Below are 20,429 nucleotides of genomic sequence, written 5' to 3' on the forward strand. Positions count from 1 at the left end.
CCGGATCGCGGGGTCGATGACTTGCCGACCGTTTCGGTGCTTATGACGCATCTAGGCCATCTGCCCGGGTTTGGTCCTTATGCTCCAGGTGACATCCCGTCGGCGCGGGCTTGCGCTGCTCGCTCCGCACGCCCTGAGGGCGCCGGCCGCGCGTCGGTTCGCGCGGCCTCGACCGCCGGATCCGACAGAAATGCGTGAGACACCATGATGGACGCGGACACCATAGTCCTGCCCCGGCTGGCGTCGACGGAGGTCAGCGTCGAGGACCCCTGGGGAGAAGACCACGGCAACGTCGCCGACCCGGCAACCGACACCCGCCGGTGGCGGGTCGCCGCGTGGCTGGTGCCGGCGCTGCTGATGGGCGCGCTCTGCCTTGTCAGGGCCGGCGCGCCCGCCCTGTCGAGGGACGAACCCGCGACCTGGGGCATGGTCGCTCCAGCGCTGATGCGCTGGTGGACGGAGGCGCTCGGCGCGTCCGGCCTGGCGGCGCGTGCGCCGTCGATGGTGGCCGTCACCGCTGCGGCGGCCTTCATCGGAGTGCTGGCGGCCCGGCTGTTCGCGCCGCGGGTCGGCCTGCTGGCCGGTGTGATCTTCGCGCTGCTGCCGACATCGACGCGGTACGCGCAGGAGGTCCAGCCGTACGCGCTGACGGTGCTCGCTGCCGTGCTCGCCACGCTCTTCCTCGTGCTGGCCATCGATCGGCCGACGTTCGGGCGCTTCGCCGTCTACGGCGCCTCGGTGCTGGTTCTGGGCTTGTGCCACGGTCCCGCGCTGCTGTTGCTCGCCGGGCACGGCTGGATCGTGTTCGCCTTTCGGCGCGGCGTGGCCGGCCGATGGTTGGTCGTCGCGTTCCTCGGCGCGCTACCCGCGGCCGCCGCGCTGGTACTGCTCGGGGAGCAGCCCGGCGCGCAGATCGCGCGGGGATCGGCTCCGAGCCTGGATGTGTTGGCCGCGACCCCTCGGGAACTGTTCGGCGTCACCGCCCTGGGAGTCGTGCTGCTCGTGTTGGCGCTGTTCAGCCTCCCGCTGCGGCGCTCCGCCGCCATCTACACCGCGTGGGCGGTGGTACCGCCGCTCGTGTTGCTGCTCGTCGCGCAGGCGACGCCGATCTGGCTGCCGCAGTTTCTGCTCTTCACGCTCCCGGCGTGGGCGACGCTCGGCGCGGTCGCCCTTGCCCGGGCGCGCGCCCGATGGTGTGCGGCTGTCCTGGTGTCGATCGCGTTGCTCGGGGCGTCGGTACAGGTGGACCCGCGCGTGGCGCACGTCGACGCACCGCAGGGGGCGCACGCCGGCTCGGCCGGTGAATGAGGGCGGTTGTGGGCGCCGCCTGGTCCCCCTGGCCGAACCTCAGGGTCATTTGCGCAACCAGCACCTTTTGACCGTATTGCCCGAATAGCATCAGCTGCGGTCGAGTTCGTGTCGGGCAGATTCCATTCCTTGGGGGCAACGTGGGCGTCGCCGGCGATACACGCCTGTCTCACGTCAGTGGGAGGGGGACGTCGGGCGGCGGCGCTCCGGTCGTCTCCTCAGTTCAGGCCTCGTCCGGCCAGCCCTCCGATCGTCGTCAGCGAAACGTCAGAGCTCGCCGCGCGTACGCGGCATGCGGCACCACGGCCGGACCCCTGGTCGCGCCGCGGCACCCGCAGGCGGCGGTTGAGTTCCGCCCTGCGGTCTCGCCAGCGTCACGGCTGATCCTGACGCTCTTCGTTCTCGTCAACAGTGCGGCCGGCCTGCTGTTCATCGGCTGGCTGCTGCTTCCCGCCCACGTGCCCGGACCGGGCGTGATCGGGGTCGGCAGTTGGCAGACGATGGCGGCCCGGCTCGGCTTCTGCGTGGTCGTCGGCGTGGAGCTGATCCGCCTCGCGCAGAACGTGGTGATCTGGGTGTTCGCGTTCAACGCGAAGGATCCGGTCCCGGTCGATCCGCCGGTCGGCCTGCGGGTGGCCCTGCTCACCACGATCGTGCCCAGCAAGGAGCCGATCGATGTCGCCGAGCGAACCCTGCGGAGGATGACCCAGATCGTGTACTGCGGCCAGGTCGACGTCTGGATCCTCGACGAGGGTGACGACCCGGCGGTGAAGGAGATGGCCGCGCGGCTCGGGGTGCGTCACTTCAGCCGTCGGGGCCGACCGGAGTACAACCAGCCGAGCGGTGAGTTTCGCGCCCGGACGAAGTCGGGCAATCACAACGCCTGGCGGGCGGAGCACGAGCACGGCTACGACGTGGTCGCCAACGTCGACCCGGACCACGTGCCGTTGCCGGGCTTCCTCGAACGGACCCTCGGCTACTTCCGCGACCCGGATGTCGCCTTCGTGGTGACGCCCCAGGTCTACGGCAACATGCACCAGAACTGGGTCGCGCACGGCGCGTCGGTCCAGCAGTACCTCTACAACGGGCTCATCGCGCGTGGCGGAAACGGTCTGGACGCGCCGCTGCTCACCGGCACCGGCCATCTCTACCGACCAGCGGCATGGCGGAGCGTCGGCGGCTACCAGGACTCGATCATCGAGGACCATCTCACCAGCATCCGGGTCCACGCCGCCGTCAACCCGCAGACAGGCAATCAGTGGAAGGGTGTCTACACCCCGGACGTGGTGGCCATCGGGGAAGGCCCGACGTCGTGGGCGGACTACTTCAACCAGCAGAAGCGGTGGGCGGCCGGGATCTGCGAGATTCTGGTACGCCCCGACCTGCGCGCGCCGCGCGAACTGCGGTCACGACGCCGCTGGCAGTACCGCCTGCTCCAGTTCTACTACCCGAGCGTGGCCGTCAGCCTGTTGCTGGGCAACGTCGCCACGGCCATGTACCTGCTCACCGGTGTGAGCACGGCCCAACTCGACGCCACCGTGTGGTCGGCGCTGTGGGGCTCGACCATCGGCACCTGGTTCGCGCTGTGGCTCTGGCTCCGCCGCTTCAACATCGCTCCCCACGAACGTGAGGAGATCGGCCTGGTCGGCATGGCGCTGGCGTTGTTCACCGGTCCCGTCTACGTGGCCGCCGCGGTCGGTGCGCTGCTGCGGCGCAAGCTCGCGTTCGTGGTGACGGCCAAGGGGAAGCTGCGCACCACGGAGTCGCTCGCCACCTTCCGGCTGCACTTCGGGTGGGCGGCCTTCGCCGCTGCCCTGCTCGGCGCGAGCTTCGTGCTGGACAACAGCGTGACCCTGCTCCGGGCGTGGCCGGTCCTGACCCTCCTGACCGGCCTGGGCCCGCCGCTGATCGCGATCGCGTCAGGCGTGACCGCCCGCGGCGGGCGGCGCGACGACAGCGCCGACGTCGCCGCTCCTGCCACGATCGAGGAGCACCGCCCGCCGAGGTCGCGGGTGTCGACCGACCGGGGTGTGCCATGGCGAGGCTGACCCTCCCGCGGGGCGCGATGGCGTTGATCGCCGCGCTGCTGCTGACCTACGCCTTCGTCATCGCGCCGAGGACCACGTCCGGGGGGCCGAGGGATGCCGCGGCGACCAGGGCTGCGACGGCCGAACCGAGCGTGACGGCGACGGCCGGACCAACCCCGTCGCCCCGACCGGACCCGGTGCTCTTCCCGCCGTCCGGAAAGACGTTCATCGGCGTCACGACGAATGAGGGCCCGTACGACTTCAGGACCGTGGACACCTTCACGGCGGCCGCGAAGCGCCAGCCGCAGGTGATGCTGTTCAGCTCGGGATGGGCATCCGCCACGTTCGACCGGACACTCTTCGACCGGATCAGCGACCGCGGCATGCTGCCGATGCTGGCGTGGGAACCATGGGACTACCAACTGGACATAGCAGCCCGTAAGAAGGGCTTCAGCGCCCGTAAGATCGACAGATTGCGGTCCAACCAACCCGGCTACCGGTTGTCCAGCATCTCGCGCGGGAGCTTCGACAGCTACGTGCTGTCCTGGGCGAGGGGGATCAAGTCGCTCGGCTACCCGGTCGCCATCCGGTTCGCCCACGAGATGAACGGCGACTGGTACCCGTGGTCCGAGACGGTCAACGGCAACCGGCCGGGTGATTACGTCAAGGCCTGGCGCCACGTCCATGACCTCTTCACGGCGGCCGGGGCCACCAACGTCATCTGGGTGTGGAGTCCGAACGTCAAATGGGACGACTCGACCCCGAAACTCTCCAAGCTCTACCCGGGCGACGACTACGTCGACTGGGTGGGACTCTCGGGTTACTACGGCACCGGGGCACTCTCGACGTACCGGTCCTTCGACGCGATCTTCAACCAGACGATCAAGGAGATCCGCACCTTCACCCCCAGGCCGTTGGTCATCACCGAGACCGGCGCCTCCGACGGTGCCGGGCGCAAGGCCGAATGGATCAGACAGACGTTCCAACTGCTGCCCCGCCACAAGGACATCATCGGCCTGATCTGGTTCGAGGTGAACAAGGAACTGGACTGGAGGATCGTGAGTTCTCCCGCCGTGACCAGTGCCTTCGCCCAGGCGGTCGCCGCCCCTCGGTACGACTTCAGCTGGTCGCCGGCCATGCTCCCGCGTACCGAGGTCGAGAAGTAGGCATGCCCTGCCGCAGTCTCTGACCGACGCCGACCACCCCGACTGGATGGTGCCAGCGTGACCGTGTCCCGATCAGCCAGCTCGGGTGGGCGCCCCGCTCCGACGGCGCCCGTCACGTTGGTGCCGGCCGACCCGCCGCGCAGCGTAACGAATGCGCCGGTGCCGCGAGCCCGCATCGCGTTGCCGGTCTCCCTCGCCGCGTTCACGATCGCGGTCATCGGCAGCACCGGCCGCCAGATCTGGTACGACGAGTCCGTCACCTGGCTGGCCACCACCATCTCGTGGGCGGAGTTGTGGCGCGTGCTCGGCAACCTGGACATCGCCCACGCCCTCTACTACGTGGTGATGCGGTTGTGGACCACGGCGTTCGGAGAGTCGACCCTCGCGCTGCGACTCCCGTCGATCATCGGCGTGGCGGTGGCTGCCGGTGCACTCGCGCTGCTGGGCCGGAAGCTGTACGACACCTCCGTCGGGGTCACCGCGGGGCTGCTGTTCGTCGCGATCCCGTCCGTCTCGCGGTACGGGCAGGAGGCGCGCTCGTACGCCTGGGTGGTCGCCCTTGCCGTGCTGGCCACGCTCGCGCTGGCCTGGGCGCTCGACCGGCCGTCGTGGCGCCGTTTCCTGCTGTACGGCGGCTGTCTGCTGGCGCTGACCTACCTGCACTTCGTCGCCGCGATGGTGCTGGCGGCCCACGCGTTGATGGTCTGCTCCGCGGTCAGGCGGGGACGTGGACGTCGAACCCTGGGGAGCTGGAGGGCCACGGTGCTGCTGCTGGCCCTGGCCGCGGCGCCGATGCTGTACGAGGCGTCCACCCAGTCCGGTCAGGTCTCCTGGATCACCCGGGACGGGCAGGCACTCGTCCGTTTCCCGACGGAGTTGTTCGGCTCCTCCGCGATCGCCTGGACGTTCGTCTCGGCCGGCCTGCTCGGCGCCGTCGTACTCTGGCGCTCCCGGCGTGCCCTGATCCTTCCCCTGCTTGTCTGGGCCGTGGCGCCTCCGGTGATCTGCTACCTGAGCTATCCGCTGGTGCACCTCTTCCTTGCCAGGTTCGTGCTGTTCACCCTCCCCGCCTGGTCGCTGCTGGCCGCGGTCGCGATCGCCGTGCCGGTGTCCGGTCTGCGGGGCAGGATTCCTCCCGGCACGACCGTCGCCGTCCTGGGCGCCGCCGTGGTGGCGGTCGCCGCCGTGGGTGTGCCCGGCCAGACGGAAGCCCGGCGCAGCCCGGTGGCCGGGGAGGCGGACTACCGCGCCGCGGCCGGCCTGATCGACCGGCGGTACGAGACCGGTGACGGCATCGCGTACTCGGGTTGGCGCGGCTGGAGTGCTCCCCTGCCGATGGCGTACCAGCTGCGGACGAAGCCGCGTGACGTGTTCGTTGCCGTGCCCGCGGGCAGGTCCGGGTGGTTCTGGGCGATCGACTGCGTGGACCCCGCTCCCTGCGTCGGGGATGTCCGACGGATCTGGCTGGTTGTCGGCGAGTCGTGGGATCCGTTCGACCGACTTCCGCCCACCCGGGCTGATCTGCTCCGCCACGAGTTCGACGTCACCAGCACGGACCGGTTCCTCGGGGTCACCGTGGTGCTGCTGGTCCGGGGGCAAACCGGTCAACACTGAGTGGGGTCCGCGCCGGCGTCCAGGGCCCGGGGGGCGTCCAGCACGGACCACCGGCTCGTGGCCCACGGTCGCGTTGCGCGGCCCGGCCCGACACGTCGACCACACCCGGCGGTTGCACCCCCGGTTCACCGTCACGCCGCCGGCCGGGTGAGCGGTGGCGTTCACCGACCTGCCCGAGGAACAGCTGCGGGCGTACCGCAGCGGGGTGCGGGAACCGGAGGACTTCGACAGGTTCTGGGCGGACACGATCGCCGAGTCAACGGGAGTGCGGCTGGCCGGTGCGCATCGAGCCGGTGGACACCGGGCTGGCCACGACCGACGTCCTCGACGTCACCTTTCCCGGGTTCGCCGGGCAGCCGGTCCGGGCCTGGCTGCGGCTGCCGCGTGGCGCCCGCGCCGTCGCGGCTGCCGTCGTGATCGCGGCGCGGTGACCGTCCTGCCGCGCCGGGGCTGTCACTGGTCGTCGTCGACGACCTCGGTCCGGTCCTCTCGCGTGACGGTCACCGGAGGGTGCTCGTCGGGCTGAGGCGCCTGCGCCACGGTGTGGTGGGGATCCCCGTCGGGGGAGTAGAGCACCCGGTCGGTCTTGGCGGTCTTCTCCCGGTCTTCCTCCGGTTCCGTCACGTCACCCTCCTGCTGCCGCTCGTGTCGCCCACGCTACGCGGCCGGCCCGCCGGCCGGTCCCGTTTCCGCCCGGTACATGGCGGTCGTTGTCAGCTGTCCACGTCGAGCAGCGCGCCGCCGCCGGTGGACACCAGGTACGGGGTCATGGATGCCGTCATCGGGCCTGGTGACGGTCGCGCTGGTGTCGCGGTTCGGGAGGATGTCGCCTCAGCTCGCGAAGGAGTGCGCGCCCAGTTCCCAGCGGCGCAGGTCCGCCGGGCCGCGCTGCGCGTTCATCCGGGCGATGTTCTCGCGGACGTGCCGAAGGTGCAGCGAGAACGCCTCCGGGTTGGCCCCGCCCCAACGCGCGAACACCTCCTCGGCCTCGCTGTTGGCCTGCAGCGCCTCGGTACGGCGGCCCAGCTGCCAGAGGTACCCGCTGAGGTTCGCCAGCACCGCGGCGAGGTCCAGTTCGAAGGCCACCGCGTTGACCCGGACGAGGTCGCGGTAGATCCGCACCGACCCCTCCGCGACGTCCACCGCCGCCGTCAGCTGCCCCAGGTCGGCGTGCCGCAGCCCGACCGTGTTGAGCGCCAGCGCGAGTTCGGGCAGGTAGACCGAGGGCCGCTCGGCACTGAGCCGGCGCCAGATGCGCTCCGCGCGCCCGACGGTGGCCAGCGCCTCCCGGCCCAGGCCCACCTGCGCCTCGATCACCGCGAGGTTGGTCAGCGCCCCGGCCAGGCCCAGCTCGCCGGTCACCGACCGGGGGCCGCCCTCGAAGCGGTCGACGGCGCGCCGTGCCACCACGACGGCGGCGTCGCCCTCGACGTACCCGGAGACGGCGACGCTGCCGGGTGTGCCGGCCCACGCGTCGCCGGTGTTCGTGACGAGGTAGCCGACGGGGTGTCGCCCGCCGAGCGGATCGCCGGTCATCGGTCGCGGCGCCGGATCCCGCTGATCGCCTGCCTGCCGCCGGTGGCCTCGGCGTCGCCGGTCCGGGAGACCTCCACCGGGGCGGGGTCGCCGGTGGGCGCGTCGATGCCCGAGGTGGCGTAGCCGGCGGTGCCGGCCGTCGCCCGGCCGGTCGCGTGGGCCCGGTCGCGGCCCCGACCGCCGGTGAGGGCGGCCCAGACGGCCACCCCGACCCCGGCGACGCCCGCCAGCGCCGATACCGCCGTCGCGACCCGGTTCGCCGACTCCCACCGCAGGACGACGAACGCCGTCGCGAGCAGGGCGACGAGCGCTCCCGTCGTTGTCAACGCCAGGTGACGGCCTCTGTTCATTCCGTCATGCCGGCCGCCCCGCCCGAGCGGTGGTATCCACCGCTCGGCTGCTTCCCCGGGCCACCCTCGGCGTCGCGGGCGCGATCCCCGCTCCGCCGTCGGCGAGGGCGGCGGCGATGGCGCGACGCGCCGTCCGGACGCCACACCTACCCCGGCGCCGGGGCGGACGATCGCCACGGCGCCGGGGACGGGCCGGCGGTCACCAGGTGGCGGGCGGCGGCGGTGGCACGACCGGCGGCCGGTCGTCGCAGGTGATGGTGTTGGGCAGTTGCCACGGGGCGAGCCAGCCGCCGTCGTTGCCGCCGAGGTCGGTCAGGCTGAACTCGGAGCCGGCGGGGGTGAAGTGGAAGGAGCCGCAGTTGTTGACGCCCACCGCTCCCACGTTCCGCGCGTCGACGTTGGCGAGGGACGCCGAGCCCGCCGAGCGGGCGCTCACCACGGAGGTCCCGGCCCCGTCGACCCTGATGTCCCTGAAGTGGACGTTCGTGATCGAGTACCGGTCCTTCACCGGCCAGTCGCTGACCAGCATGATGGCGTTGTAGGTGTTGTCGAGGTAGTGGTCGCCGACCACCTGGATGTCCGCGTCGATGCTCCGGTCCAGGGTGTAGAACCAGATGGCGCCGAGACCGATGTTCCAGTTCAGCTCGTAGGTGCCGGCGCGGACCGTGGTGTTCTCCGTGATCCGGAGGTGCCCGGTGAACGCCTCGGCGCCGAACCGCGATCCGACCTGGATGGCGCTGCCCTCCCGGACCGGGTCGGCGACCAGGTTGTGCGAGACCGTGTTGTCCGTGCCGCCGTAGATGGCGATGCCGTTGGCCAGCACCGGTGACTGCACGGTGTTGTGGTCGAAGGTGTTGCGGGCGTTGCCGGTCTTCTCCGACCACATGGCGAGGCCGTCGTCGCCGGTGTTGCGGACGACGTTGTTCCGCACCATGGAGTCGGTGACGCCGGTGTGGAAGTTCAGGCCGTCGGCGATCTGGTCGACGATGACGTTGTTCGTGACCCGCAGGTCGGTCATCGGCCCGTCGAACCAGAGCCCCACCTTGGTGTGGTGCAGGTAGAGGCCGTCGATGCTGGAGTGGCTCAGGGCACCCCCGACGCCGTTGACCTGGTCGGTGTCGATCCGCTCGCGGACGTCGCCCTCGATCGCGAACCCGGACAGGTGGACGTTGCGGCTGCCGCCCGCCGATGCCGCCCTGCCGTAGAAGCCGACTCCGGTGTGCACCGAACCGTCGGGGGTCGGGGCGTCCAGCGCGACCTCGCGTCCCTTGACGATCGTGTACCAGTTGCCGGCGCCCTCGATGGTGACGTCGTCGACGACGATGTGGCGGTTCACCTGGTACGTCCCCGGCGGCAGGTAGACCTTCAGATTCGTTCGGCGGGCGAAGGAGATCGCCCGGTCGAAGGAGTCGGCGGAGTCGCGCCGGCCGGTCGGGTCCGCGCCGAACGCCAGCACGTTCGCCGCGACCGGCGCGACGCGCGGCGGGCCGACCAGTTCCGAGTCGAGCAGGTCGATGACCGTCCACGGGGCGACGCTCCCGGTCGGGACCGCGAGCCGCAGCACGCTGCCGGCCGGGTACGTCCTGCCGAGCAGCAGGCGCTGCTCGTCGTAGAAGTGGTGCGGGCGGAACGGCGTGGCGATCGTCGGGGTGGGCGTGGTGGCGGCGGGGACGCAGGAGCACTCGGTGATCCACCATTCGGGGTGGAGCAGGCCGGCGGTGGGGTCGTTGGAGAACGGGTACTGGTTGTACAGCCAGGCGTACTGCGAGGTGAGGGTCATGGTCCGGGCAGGCCGGCGACCGACCGAGACGTCCAGCGGCGCGGTGATGCCGCCGCCGGTGGGCGCGTCCGGGATGCTGTAGCGCACGGTGATCGCGTTGGCCGCGGCCGGCAGGGTGAACTCGACGAACTGGCCCGGCGCCAGGCTCACCGCCCGGCGACCGGAGGCCTCCGACGCCAGGGTGTACGCCGTCCGTCCCGGGCCGATCACGGTGCCGTTCGTCGTGGCGTGCTCCGCCTCCTGCTCCACGAACCCGACCTCGGCGCCTCGGCCCGCGACGAGTGACGGGTCGAGGGCGGCCCGGGTGACCACCGGAGGCGCGGGGGAGACCCCCTCGGCGCGGGCCGCCGCGGCCCCGCCGGTCAGGGTGCCTGCCATGACCGCCGCCACCGCCGCCGCGCCCACCGGCAGCCAGCGTGCCGGTCTGCCCGGCCGTCCTGTGGTGATTCGAGACATCGCGTGATCCGTTTCTCCCGAGGGCCCGACGACCGTCATCGACGCCGCGGGCAGTCCCCGTCCTGCCTGCGGTGGGTGTCAGAAGCGAGGCGAGTTGCTTGTGGCGATGTTATTTCTACGAGCTGTCAATATTCAAGCACGTGTTTGTGCAGGAATTGCAGCGCTGACGTCCTGCCCCCGCTGGGCGCCTGCGACCCACCCGCCGGGACGTCGTCGCGGGTGATGTGGACCGGACTGAACCCCGGCGGACGCGCTCCGTACCCCACCAAGCGAGGGCCGGACGCCGTCGTTGAACCGTTCACGTCATCAGCTCCAAAGGGCCGCACGGACATGTCCACCCCCGCAGCACGCGCCGACCAACCCGGCCGACCGCCGGACCGCCACTCCCGCCCTCGCCCTCGGCCGCTGACGTGACACGTCAAGGCACAGTCCATTTCTTGCAGATCCTGTGCCGTATCATCGCGGCGTGACGAAGCGACTGACCGAGGTGGCGAGGAAGGCGGGCGTCAGCGAGGCCACCGTCAGCCGGGTGCTCAACGGTCGTGGCGGCGTCTCCGAGTCGACCCGTACCGCCGTCCTCACCGCCCTGGACGTGCTCGGCTACGAACGGCCGACGAAGCTGCGGGGGGAGCGGGCGCGACTGGTCGGGCTGGTGCTCCCGGAGTTGCAGAACCCGATCTTCCCGGCGCTCGCCGAGGTGGTCACCGGGTCGCTCGCCCAGCGGGGCTTCACCCCCGCGCTCTGCGCGCGGACCATCGGCGGGGTGTCCGAGGCGGACTACGTCGAGATGCTGCTCGACCACCAGGTCTCCGGCGTGATCTTCGCCGGTGGGTCGTACGCGCTGGCTGACGCCTCGCACGACCACTACCGGCGGCTGACCGACCGTGGACTGCCGGTGGTGCTGGTCAACGCCGGGGTCGACGCGCTGGACTTCCCCCGGGTCTCCACCGACGACGCGGTCGCGGTGGAGCAGGCGTACGGGCACCTGCGGTCGCTCGGGCACGAGCGGATCGGCATGGTGCTGGGCCCCGAGGATCACGTGCCGTCCCGACGCAAGCTCGCCGCGCTGGCCCGGATCGCCGGCTGGCAGGACCCGGACGGGCGCGTCGAGCGGTCCAGCTTCTCGATGGAGGGCGCGCGGGTGGCCGCGGCCAAGCTGATCGGGCGCGGCATCACCGGGGTGATCTGCGCCAGCGACGTCCTGGCGCTCGGCACGATCCGGGCGGTGCGCCGGCTCGGCTTCTCCGTACCCGGGGACGTCTCGGTGATCGGCTTCGACGACTCGGCGTTCATGACCTGCACCGATCCGCCGCTGACCACGGTCCGGCAGCCGATCGAGACGATGGGCCAGGCGGCGGTCGACCTGTTGGTCACCCAGATCGACGGCGCCGGTGTCCTCCGCGACGAGTTGCTGTTCGAGCCTGAACTGGTGGTACGCGGTTCCACCGCGCCTGCCCCCGGCCGCTGACTGAACGACGCTCCGTCCGTCGACCGATGCTCGCGGTCGGCGGCCGTTTCGTCGTCGCCGGCGCCGAGCAGCGCCGGCCCGATCCATCCGCCAGCGCGGCGCCACCTGGTTGAGCAGTTGCGTTGATTCACTCTGCTCCGTGACCGCGCTGACCAGGTTGGCCGCCAGATCTTCCGGCGGCCTCTGAAAGTCTGCGACCAGATGTGCGGCCTCATTGCTGCTCGGCAAAAGGGGCGAAAAGCTGCAGAGCCGGCTCCTCCCAAACCCCTGTCAACATCTGCCACCAACAAGTCGCATCCTTTCAAGGTGAGATCGATAGCTTGCCGAAATGAGTTCGCTTCGTTACAGTGACGTCGCTCACACCTGGCCTCGGCGCAGATCCAGGGGGCAGGTCACATGGCGGAGACAGATCAGTAGCAGGGCATGGCCGCGGTGACGATCACCGCAGGCCAGCGAAGGTCATGGAGACTCCCGTTCCCGAAGGGATGGACAGATGTCCGTACCGCAGTACCGGAAGGCTGCGGCGTTAGCGCTCGTGGCCGGCCTGGGGCTCAGCCTTGCGGCTTGCTCCACGAAGAGTGACGATGCAAAGACCGATGCAGGCGGCAAGGCCACCATCACCGTCGACTGCCAGCCGGTCGGCGCCCAGAAAGAGCTGTTGAAGAACTGGAACGACGATGTCATCGAGTTCCAGCGGCAGAACCCCGATATCGTCGTCAAGAGCGTCAGCGTCGGCGAGCAGTGCAACAACCCGCCGGACTTCACCGCTCGCCTCGCCGGCGGCACCGTTACCGACCTGTTCTACGGGTACATGACCGATCTCCAGCAGGTGCTCGACTCCGGTCAGGCGATGGACATCACCGAGTTCGCCGACAAGGACACGGTCCCGACCTGGGACAGCATCGACCCGGCACTCAAGGAGGTCTTCACCGACGGCGGCAAGATCTACGCCGTCCCGGTGAAGAACTACTCGATGGGCCTGGTCTACAACAAGGTCCTGTTCCAGCAGGCCGGGCTCGACGTGAACAGCCCGCCGAAGACGTGGGTCGAGGTCCGGGACGCCGCCAAGAAGATCTCCGCGCTCGGTAAGGGCATCGCCGGCTACTCGGAGTACAGCGCCGGCAACACCGGAGGCTGGCACTTCACGTCCTTGCTCTACTCCCAGGGCGGCCAGGTGCTGACCGCCGACGGCAAGAAGGCCGACTTCAACAACGCGATGGGCAAGCAGGTCCTGCAGAACCTCAAGGACATGCGGTACGGCGACAACAGCATGGGCGACCGCCAACTGCTGCAGTGGGGCGACCTGCTGACCAACGCCGGCGCGGGCAAGGTCGGCATGTTCATCGGCGCGCCGGACGCCACCCAGGCGATCGTCAGCCAGTTCCAGGGCAAGTTCCAGGACTGGGCGATGGCCCCGCTGCCCGGCCAGGACGGCGCGGCGAAGGGGACGCTCGGTGGTGGCGAGGGTTACTTCTTCACGAAGGGCCTCTCCCCCGAGCAGGTCAAGGCCGGTCTGAAGTGGATCGCGTACCAGAAGCTGACGCCGGGTAAGGGCCAGTTCGACTACGTCCGGGCCAAGCCGCAGAACTACCCGGTGGGCCTGCCCCAGCCGCTGCTCTTCGCCAACGGCAGCGACGCGCAGAAGCAGGAACTCGAGCTGCGCAAGACGAACGCGAACGTCGACACCGCGAACTTCGCGATCTTCGAGGCGACCCCAGTCCCGATCAAGGGTGAGCCCCGCAACGCGCAGGCGATCTACGCGGTGCTCGACGCCGCGATGTCCGGTGTGCTGACGAACCCGAACGCGAACATCGACGCGCTTCTCAAGACGGCCGAAGGAAAAGTCAACCAGCTCCTGACCGCCGAAGGGTGATCCGAGGGCGTGGGGGCTGGCCTGCCGCCGGCCCCCACACCGTCCGCGCCGCAGCGTCGGCGTCACTGACTCATGCAGGAGATGCCTTGGCGATCACCACCGCCCCGGGGACCAAGAGAGAACCGGGTCGCCCCGCGTCGCCGTACCGGGCAGGGCCGCAGCGTACGAGCCTCGGCCGAAAGGTACGAGACAACCTCACCGGGCACGCGTTCCTGATCGGCGCGGTGATCTGCTTCGCGTTCTTCTCCTGGTATCCGATGATCCGCGGCGTCGTCATGAGCTTCCAGCGCACCCGGCGCGGCGTCACGACCTGGGTCGGCTGGGACAACTACGACCGCATCATCGCCGATCCCAGCTTCTGGACGGCCTGGAAGAACACGTTCTACTTTACGATTCTCGCGCTCGTACTCGGGTACGCGGTGCCGTTCTTCGTGGCGATCCTGCTCAACGAGTTTCGCCACGCGAAGGGGTACCTGCGGATCCTGGTCTACCTGCCGGTGATGCTGCCGCCAGCCTCGGCGCTCTTTCTCTTCAAGTTCTACGGGTACGACCCCAGCGACGCGGGACTCTTCAACTCGATCCTCAAGGCGCTGCACCTGCCGACATCGCAGTGGATGCAGTCCCCCGAGATGACGATGCCGGCGATGGTGATCGCGTCGACCTGGATGAACATGGGCGGCGCGGTACTGATCTACCTGGCGGCACTGCAGAACATCCCCGGCGAACTCTACGAAGCGGCCGAGCTCGACGGCGCCGGGATCTGGCGGCGGATCCGCCACGTGACAATCCCGCAGACCCGGCTGATCCTCGCGCTCCTGGCGATGCTGCAGATCGTCGCCACGATGCAGTTCTTCATCGAGCCGCTGATCCTCGCGAACGGTACGGGCGCGGAGGACTCCGCGACCTCGGTGGCGTACCTCATCTACCAGCACGGGTTCTTCCAGAACGACCTCAACGGCGCCGCGGCGCTCGGCGTGATCATGCTCGTGGTGCTGGCCGGCTTCTCCGCCGTCTACGTGCGGCTGAGCTCGAAACAGGAATAGGACGGGGCGAGGAATGGCACAGGACTCCGGGACCCGGACCCTCATCTCCCACGCCCAGCTTCGGCGGGGGCGCGGCAGGGTTATCTACTGGACGCTGCTCGCCGTCGTCGTCGTGGGCTTCACGCTCGTCTTCCTCGGGCCGCTCTACTGGATGGTCACCGGCGCGCTCAAGTCCGGCCAGGAGATCGCGCAGACCCCGCCATCGCTGTTCCCGAAGGATCCCCAGGTGCAGAACTACGCTGATGCGTGGAACAACCTGGACCTCGCCAAGCTGCTGTTCAACACGTTCTACTACGCGACCGGCGCGCTGCTGTTCCAGCTCGTCCTCGACACCGCTGCGGCGTACGCCTTGTCGAAGCTTCGACCGGCGTTCGGCAACCTGATCCTCGGCCTGATGCTGGCAACGCTGATGATCCCGGCGATGGTCCTCATCGTCCCGCAGTACGTGACCGTTATCGACCTGCCGATCCTGCACCTCAACCTGCTCGACTCACCGTTTGCGATCTGGCTGCCCACGGTCGCGAACGCGTTCAACATCTTCCTGCTGAAACGGTTCTTCGACTCGATCCCAGAGGAGCTGATGGCGGCGGCCCTCATGGACGGGGCCACGCCGCTGCGCACGCTGTGGTCGATCATCCTGCCGATGTCGCGGCCCATCCTCGGCGTAGTTTCGATCTTCGCTGTGACGGCGGTCTGGAAGGACTTTCTCTGGCCGAAGCTGGTCATGCCGTCGCCCGAGACCCGGACGGTCAGCGTCGGCATCTACGCCTTCTCGGGTGGTACGCCCATGAACGTGGTGATCGCCGCGTCGGTCATCGCCGCGATTCCGACCGTCATCGTCTTTCTGATCTTCCAGCGGAACATCATGTCCGGCCTGACCACAGGCAGCCTCAAAGGATAGCCCCGAAGCAACATCCCGCGGCGAACAACGACCGTTCGCCCGATACACATTCAGGTCCGGCGAACCCGCCGACGTACTGACGCAGAAAGCAGGTGCTCGTGTCCACAGCAGCCAATAGTCCGTGGTGGCGTGGAGCGGTGATCTACCAGGTGTACCCACGTAGCTTCGCCGACGGCAACGGCGACGGGATCGGCGACATCGCCGGTATCCGGGCGCACCTGGACCACCTGTCCGGCCTCGGGGTCGACGCCGTGTGGCTCAGCCCCTGGTATCCCTCGCCGATGGCCGACGCCGGCTACGACGTCGCCGACTACCGGGGCATCGACCCGGTGTTCGGCAGCCTTCCGGAGGCCGAGGCGCTGATCATCGAGGCGCACCAGCGGGGCATCCGGATCATCGTCGACGTGGTGCCCAACCACTGCTCCGCGGCGCACCCCTGGTTCCAGGCCGCGCTGGCCGGCGGCCCGGAGGCGCCCGAACGGGAGCTGTTCTGGTTCCGTGCCGGTCGGGGCCCCGGCGGCGAGCGCCCGCCCACCGACTGGGTGTCCCAGTTCGGCGGCGGGACCTGGACCCGGACCACCGACCCGGACGGCACCCCCGGCGACTGGTACCTGCACCTGTTCACGCCGGAGCAGCCCGACTTCAACTGGGACCACCCCCGGGTGCGCGCGGAGTTCGAGGACGTCCTCCGGTTCTGGTTCGACCGGGGGGTGGACGGCATCCGGATCGACTCGGCCGCCCTGCTGGCCAAGGACCCGACGCTGCCCGAGGTGAGCGACGACCGGCCCAGCCCGTTCGTCGACCTGGCGGCGGTGCACGACGTCTACCGCGCCTGGCGACGGATCGCCGACGAGTACCCGGGGGAACGGGCGCTGATCGGCGAGGTGTGGCTGCCGGACCGGGAACGGTTCGCCAACTACCTGCGCCCGGACGAGCTGCACTCGGCGTTCAACTTCGACTTCCTCGGCTGCGCCTGGGAGGCGGCGGCACTGCGCCGCTGCGTCGACGAGACGCTCGCCGCGCACGCCCCGGTCGGCGCGCCCGCCACCTGGGTGCTGTCCAACCACGACGTGACCCGCCACGTCACCCGGTACGGCCGCGCCGACACCACCTTCAGCTTCGCCAGTAAGCGCGAGGGGGTGGCCACCGACCTGGAACTGGGCACCGTCCGGGCCCGGGCGGCGGGGCTGCTCACCCTGGCCCTGCCCGGCGCGGTCTACGTCTACCAGGGCGAGGAGTTGGGCCTGTGGGAGGTCGAGGACATCCGGCCCGAGCTGCGTCAGGACCCGATGTGGGAGCGCTCGGGCCACGGCCGGGACGGCTGCCGGGTGCCGCTGCCCTGGGCCGGCGACGCGCCGCCGTTCGGGTTCAGCCCGGACGCCGCGAGCCGGGCGCCCTGGCTGCCCCAGCCGGCGGACTGGAAGGACCGGACGGTCCGGGCGCAGACCGACGATCCCCACTCGATGCTGGAGCTGTACCGGTCGGCGATCGGCGTCCGGCGTACCGAGCCGGACCTCGGTGACGGGACGCTGCGCTGGCTGCCGGCCCCGGACGGGGTGCTCGCCTTCGCCCGTGGTCCCGGCTTCGCCTGTCTGGTGAACCTCGGCGCGACCCCGGTCCCGCTGCCTCCGCACGAGGCGCGACTGCTCGCCAGCGGACCGCTGGACGGCGACCTGCTGCCGCCGGACACCGCCGTCTGGTTGCGTACCGCGCCGCACTCGTCCGCCGCCGCCGGCACGCCGACCTCCTGACCCGTCCCGGCGCCGGCCGATCCGTCCCGACCGGCCGGCGCCACCCGTCGGCCGGTCCGTCCCGACCCGACGCCACACCGCCGGCCGCGCGCCGGCCCGACCGAACGGAGGTGCCGCCGCAGCCCGACACACGGGGGGACCCGGCCCGCCTGACGAAACGGAGAGCACCGCTCATGGCCCACCACACCATCGGCACCTCCCCTCCACCCCCGCGACGACCCGCCCGCGCCCTGCTGGCCGCGGTCGCCGGCGCCACGCTCGTGGCGGCCTGCGTCAGCGCCGTGGCGGTCTCCACCGCCACCCCCGCACGCGCCGCCGGGCTGTCCCCGTTCGACATCGCCGGCCGGGGCGCCACCGTGCCGTTCGTCGAGCACGAGGCGGAACGGGCCACCCACAAGGGTACGAAGATCGGTCCGACCCGCTACTACGGCCAGTTGCCGTCCGAGGCGTCCGGCCGGGAGGCGGTCACCCTCGACGCCGTCGGTGAGTACGTCGAGTTCACCCTGACCGCCCCGGCCAACGCGGTGACCTTCCGCTACAGCCTGCCGGACAGCGCCGCCGGCACCGGCCGGGACGCCAGCCTCGACCTGCGGGCGAACGGCACGCTGGTCAAGGCAGTGCCGGTCACCTCCCGGTACGGCTGGTACTACGGCGGGTACCCGTTCAACAACAACCCGGGCGACACCAACCCGCACCACTTCTACGACGAGACCCGGACCCTGTTCGGGACCACCTACCCGACCGGCACGAAGATCCGGTTGCAGGTCTCCTCGACCGCGCAGTCGCCCACCTTCACCGTCGACCTGGCCGACTTCGAGTTGGTCGGCGCGCCGATCGCCAAGCCCGCCGGCGTGCTCGACGTCGTCACGGACTTCGGCGCGGACCCGAGCGGCGCCACCGACTCGACGGCGAAGTTCCAGGCGGCGGTCGACGCCGGGAAGGCCCAGGGGAAGCCGGTCTGGATCCCGGCCGGCACCTTCACCCTCTGGGACCACGTGGTGGTCGACGGGGTGACCCTGCGCGGCGCGGGCCCGTGGTACTCGGTGCTCGGCGGCCGGCACCCCACCGACCGCAAGCGCGCGGCCGGCATCTACGGCAAGTACGTTCCCGGCGGCGGCTACAGCGGGGAGATCCGGCCGCACGAGGCCGGCGGCCCCAGCCGCAACGTCACCCTGCGCGACTTCGCCATCATCGGCGACATCCGCGAGCGGGTCGACGAGGACCAGGTGAACGCCATCGGCGGCGCGCTGAGCAACTCGGTGGTCGACAACGTCTGGATGCAGCACACCAAGGTCGGCGCCTGGATGGACGGCCCGATGGACAACCTCACCATCCGCAACAGCCGGATCCTCGACCAGACCGCCGACGGGGTGAACTTCCACTGGGGCGTCACCAACTCGACGGTGACCAACACGTTCGTCCGCAACACCGGCGACGACGCCCTCGCGATGTGGGCGCAGAACGTGCCGAACGTCGGCAACTCCTTCACCCACAACACGATCGGCGTGACCGTCCTGGCGAACCACCTGGTCACCTACGGCGGCCGGGACATCACCATCGCCGACAACGTCACCGCCGACTCGGTGACCAACGGCGGCGGCATCCATGTCGCCAACCGGTACCCGGGGGTCCAGGGTCCGACCGCGGTCTCCGGGACGATCACCGTCGCCCGGAACACCTTGATCCGCACCGGCAACTCCGACTACAACTGGAACTTCGGCGTCGGCGCGATCTGGTTCTCCGCGCTCAACGAGCCCATCCAGGGCGCCAGCATCCGGGTCACCGACACCGACATCCTGGACAGCTCCTACGCCGCCCTGCACTGGATCGAGGGCCAGACCAGCGGGATCAGCCTCACCAACGTGCGGATCGACGGCACCGGGACGTACGCGCTCCAGGTGCAGGCGCCCAGCCAGGTGTCCTTCACCAACGTGCAGGCCACCGGGATCGCGCAGAGCAACCCGATCCACAACTGCGTCGGCAGCGGCTTCCAGATCACCCAGGGCGCCGGCAACTCCGGCTGGTACACCCCCACCCCGTACTGCGGGCCGTGGCCGGAGCCGCAGTGGGGCAACGGCCCGACCAGCCCGCCCACCGGCACCCCGACCACCTCACCGACGACCACGCCGTCCCCGACCACGCCGCCGCCCACGGGCGGGAACCTGGCTCAGGGCCGGCCGGCGACCGCGTCGAGCGTGTCGCAGAACTACGTGGCGGGCAACGCTGTCGACGGCAACCCGGCCAGCTACTGGGAGAGCGCCAACGGCTCCTTCCCGCAGACGCTCACCGTCGACCTGGGCGCGGCGGTGAACACCGACCGGATCGTGCTGAAGCTCCCGTCCGGCTGGGAGCGGCGGACCCAGACCCTGTCGGTGCTCGATTCGACCGACGGCGGCACGTACGCGACGGTGCTCGGTTCCGCCGGCTACACCTTCGACCCGGCCAGCGGCAACACCGTGTCGATCAACCTGCCGGCCGGCAGCCGCCGGTTCCTCCGGTTGAACTTCACCGCCAACACCGGGTGGCCGGCGGGCCAGGTCTCCGAGTTCGAGGTGTACGGCGGCAGCGCGCCGCCGCCCACCACCACGCCCCCGCCGACCACGCCCCCGCCCAGCGGGAACCTGGCGCTTGGCCGCCCGGTCAGCGAGACCAGCCACGCCGACGTGTACGCCGGCGGCAACGCGGTCGACGGTAACGCCAGCACCTACTGGGAGAGCGCCAACAACGCGTTCCCGCAGTCGCTGACCGTCGACCTGGGCGCCGCGCGGTCGGTGTCCCGGGTGGTGCTGAAGCTGCCCCCGGCCACGGCCTGGCAGACCCGCACCCAGACGCTGTCGGTGCTCGGCTCGACCGACGGCTCGTCGTACGGCGTCCTGAAGTCCTCGGCCGGCTACACCTTCGACCCGGCCACCGGGAACACCGTGACGATCACGTTCCCCGCCGCCAGCCAGCGGTACCTGCGGGTGACCGTCACCGGCAACACCGGCTGGCCGGCCGGCCAACTCTCCGAGTTCGAGGTCCACTCCGCCTGAGGGCACCCGTCTCCGGGCCGGTCGGCGCTCCCGCGCGACCCGGCCGGCCCGGCCGCCCCACCCCGCCGCGGCACCCCCGCCCGTCGGCGGCACCACCACCCCCGAGAGAAGGTGCAGCTCCGCC

The 20,429-nt window shown here is 70.5% G+C and carries 15 protein-coding genes; 11 read left to right on the top strand and 4 right to left on the bottom strand.

Annotation, left to right across the window (positions count from 1 at the left end; translation table 11 throughout):
- Positions 1-204 precede the first annotated feature (204 nt).
- The 5 genes from AB0I41_RS18615 to AB0I41_RS18635 all read left to right on the top strand — a co-directional run bounded on the left by AB0I41_RS18615 (position 205) and on the right by AB0I41_RS18635 (position 6,546).
- Positions 205-1,308 carry a glycosyltransferase family 39 protein gene (locus AB0I41_RS18615; RefSeq protein ID WP_357108739.1) on the top strand — a complete coding sequence of 368 codons (1,104 nt, stop codon included), beginning with the start codon at positions 205-207 and terminating at the stop codon, positions 1,306-1,308.
- Between the two features lie 473 nt (positions 1,309-1,781).
- Positions 1,782-3,356: a glycosyltransferase family 2 protein gene (locus AB0I41_RS18620; protein WP_357108741.1), complete on the top strand. Its 1,575-nt coding sequence runs from the start codon at positions 1,782-1,784 to the stop codon at positions 3,354-3,356.
- Positions 3,344-4,501: a glycosyl hydrolase gene (locus tag AB0I41_RS18625; protein ID WP_357108743.1), complete on the top strand. Its 1,158-nt coding sequence runs from the start codon at positions 3,344-3,346 to the stop codon at positions 4,499-4,501. Before AB0I41_RS18620 ends, AB0I41_RS18625 begins: the two co-directional genes overlap by 13 nt.
- A gap of 159 nt (positions 4,502-4,660) precedes the next feature.
- Positions 4,661-6,115: a glycosyltransferase family 39 protein gene (locus tag AB0I41_RS18630; RefSeq protein ID WP_357108745.1), complete on the top strand. Its 1,455-nt coding sequence runs from the start codon at positions 4,661-4,663 to the stop codon at positions 6,113-6,115.
- Positions 6,116-6,393: 278 nt separating this feature from the next.
- The gene (locus AB0I41_RS18635; RefSeq protein ID WP_357108884.1) at positions 6,394-6,546 is read left to right on the top strand and encodes an acetylxylan esterase; all 153 of its coding nucleotides are present in this window, start codon (positions 6,394-6,396) and stop codon (positions 6,544-6,546) included.
- A gap of 22 nt (positions 6,547-6,568) precedes the next feature.
- Here the strand turns inward: AB0I41_RS18635 and AB0I41_RS18640 are convergent, their stop codons facing one another.
- The 4 genes from AB0I41_RS18640 to AB0I41_RS18655 all read right to left on the bottom strand — a co-directional run bounded on the left by AB0I41_RS18640 (position 6,569) and on the right by AB0I41_RS18655 (position 10,159).
- Positions 6,569-6,739: a hypothetical protein gene (locus AB0I41_RS18640; RefSeq protein WP_357108747.1), complete on the bottom strand. Its 171-nt coding sequence runs from the start codon at positions 6,737-6,739 to the stop codon at positions 6,569-6,571.
- 207 nt (positions 6,740-6,946) lie between these two features.
- Positions 6,947-7,651 carry a tetratricopeptide repeat protein gene (locus AB0I41_RS18645; RefSeq protein WP_357108749.1) on the bottom strand — a complete coding sequence of 235 codons (705 nt, stop codon included), beginning with the start codon at positions 7,649-7,651 and terminating at the stop codon, positions 6,947-6,949.
- Positions 7,648-8,001 carry a hypothetical protein gene (locus tag AB0I41_RS18650; RefSeq protein WP_357108752.1) on the bottom strand — a complete coding sequence of 118 codons (354 nt, stop codon included), beginning with the start codon at positions 7,999-8,001 and terminating at the stop codon, positions 7,648-7,650. Before AB0I41_RS18650 ends, AB0I41_RS18645 begins: the two co-directional genes overlap by 4 nt.
- A gap of 199 nt (positions 8,002-8,200) precedes the next feature.
- Positions 8,201-10,159: a glycosyl hydrolase family 28-related protein gene (locus tag AB0I41_RS18655; RefSeq protein WP_357108877.1), complete on the bottom strand. Its 1,959-nt coding sequence runs from the start codon at positions 10,157-10,159 to the stop codon at positions 8,201-8,203.
- A 544-nt stretch (positions 10,160-10,703) separates the two neighbouring features.
- On the opposite strand from AB0I41_RS18655, the gene AB0I41_RS18660 reads away from it, so the two are divergent.
- The 6 genes from AB0I41_RS18660 (at position 10,704) to AB0I41_RS18685 (ending at position 20,305) form a co-directional block, all read left to right on the top strand.
- The gene (locus AB0I41_RS18660; protein WP_357108755.1) at positions 10,704-11,705 is read left to right on the top strand and encodes a LacI family DNA-binding transcriptional regulator; all 1,002 of its coding nucleotides are present in this window, start codon (positions 10,704-10,706) and stop codon (positions 11,703-11,705) included.
- A 493-nt stretch (positions 11,706-12,198) separates the two neighbouring features.
- Entirely contained in the window at positions 12,199-13,578 is a 1,380-nt protein-coding gene (locus AB0I41_RS18665; protein WP_357108757.1) for an extracellular solute-binding protein, read from the top strand.
- Between the two features lie 86 nt (positions 13,579-13,664).
- Positions 13,665-14,621 (top strand): sugar ABC transporter permease, encoded by a 957-nt coding sequence (locus tag AB0I41_RS18670; protein WP_357108759.1) that lies wholly within the window; start codon positions 13,665-13,667, stop codon positions 14,619-14,621.
- Positions 14,622-14,634: 13 nt separating this feature from the next.
- The gene (locus tag AB0I41_RS18675) at positions 14,635-15,522 is read left to right on the top strand and encodes a carbohydrate ABC transporter permease (RefSeq protein ID WP_357108762.1); all 888 of its coding nucleotides are present in this window, start codon (positions 14,635-14,637) and stop codon (positions 15,520-15,522) included.
- Positions 15,523-15,620: 98 nt separating this feature from the next.
- The gene (locus tag AB0I41_RS18680; protein ID WP_357108764.1) at positions 15,621-17,273 is read left to right on the top strand and encodes a glycoside hydrolase family 13 protein; all 1,653 of its coding nucleotides are present in this window, start codon (positions 15,621-15,623) and stop codon (positions 17,271-17,273) included.
- Between the two features lie 173 nt (positions 17,274-17,446).
- Positions 17,447-20,305 (top strand): discoidin domain-containing protein, encoded by a 2,859-nt coding sequence (locus tag AB0I41_RS18685; protein ID WP_357108767.1) that lies wholly within the window; start codon positions 17,447-17,449, stop codon positions 20,303-20,305.
- Positions 20,306-20,429: the final 124 nt, after the last annotated feature.

Source organism: Micromonospora sp. NPDC050200, from assembly GCF_040656135.1.
Taxonomy (GTDB): domain Bacteria; phylum Actinomycetota; class Actinomycetes; order Mycobacteriales; family Micromonosporaceae; genus Micromonospora.

Coding starts and splice junctions, on each gene's coding strand:
- AB0I41_RS18615 (WP_357108739.1), top strand. CDS start 205: ATGATGGACGCGGACACCATAGTCCTGCCCCGGCTGGCGTCGACGGAG.
- AB0I41_RS18625 (WP_357108743.1), top strand. CDS start 3,344: ATGGCGAGGCTGACCCTCCCGCGGGGCGCGATGGCGTTGATCGCCGCG.
- AB0I41_RS18645 (WP_357108749.1), bottom strand. CDS start 7,651: ATGACCGGCGATCCGCTCGGCGGGCGACACCCCGTCGGCTACCTCGTC.
- AB0I41_RS18650 (WP_357108752.1), bottom strand. CDS start 8,001: ATGAACAGAGGCCGTCACCTGGCGTTGACAACGACGGGAGCGCTCGTC.
- AB0I41_RS18655 (WP_357108877.1), bottom strand. CDS start 10,159: ATGGCAGGCACCCTGACCGGCGGGGCCGCGGCGGCCCGCGCCGAGGGG.
- AB0I41_RS18665 (WP_357108757.1), top strand. CDS start 12,199: ATGTCCGTACCGCAGTACCGGAAGGCTGCGGCGTTAGCGCTCGTGGCC.
- AB0I41_RS18675 (WP_357108762.1), top strand. CDS start 14,635: ATGGCACAGGACTCCGGGACCCGGACCCTCATCTCCCACGCCCAGCTT.
- AB0I41_RS18685 (WP_357108767.1), top strand. CDS start 17,447: ATGGCCCACCACACCATCGGCACCTCCCCTCCACCCCCGCGACGACCC.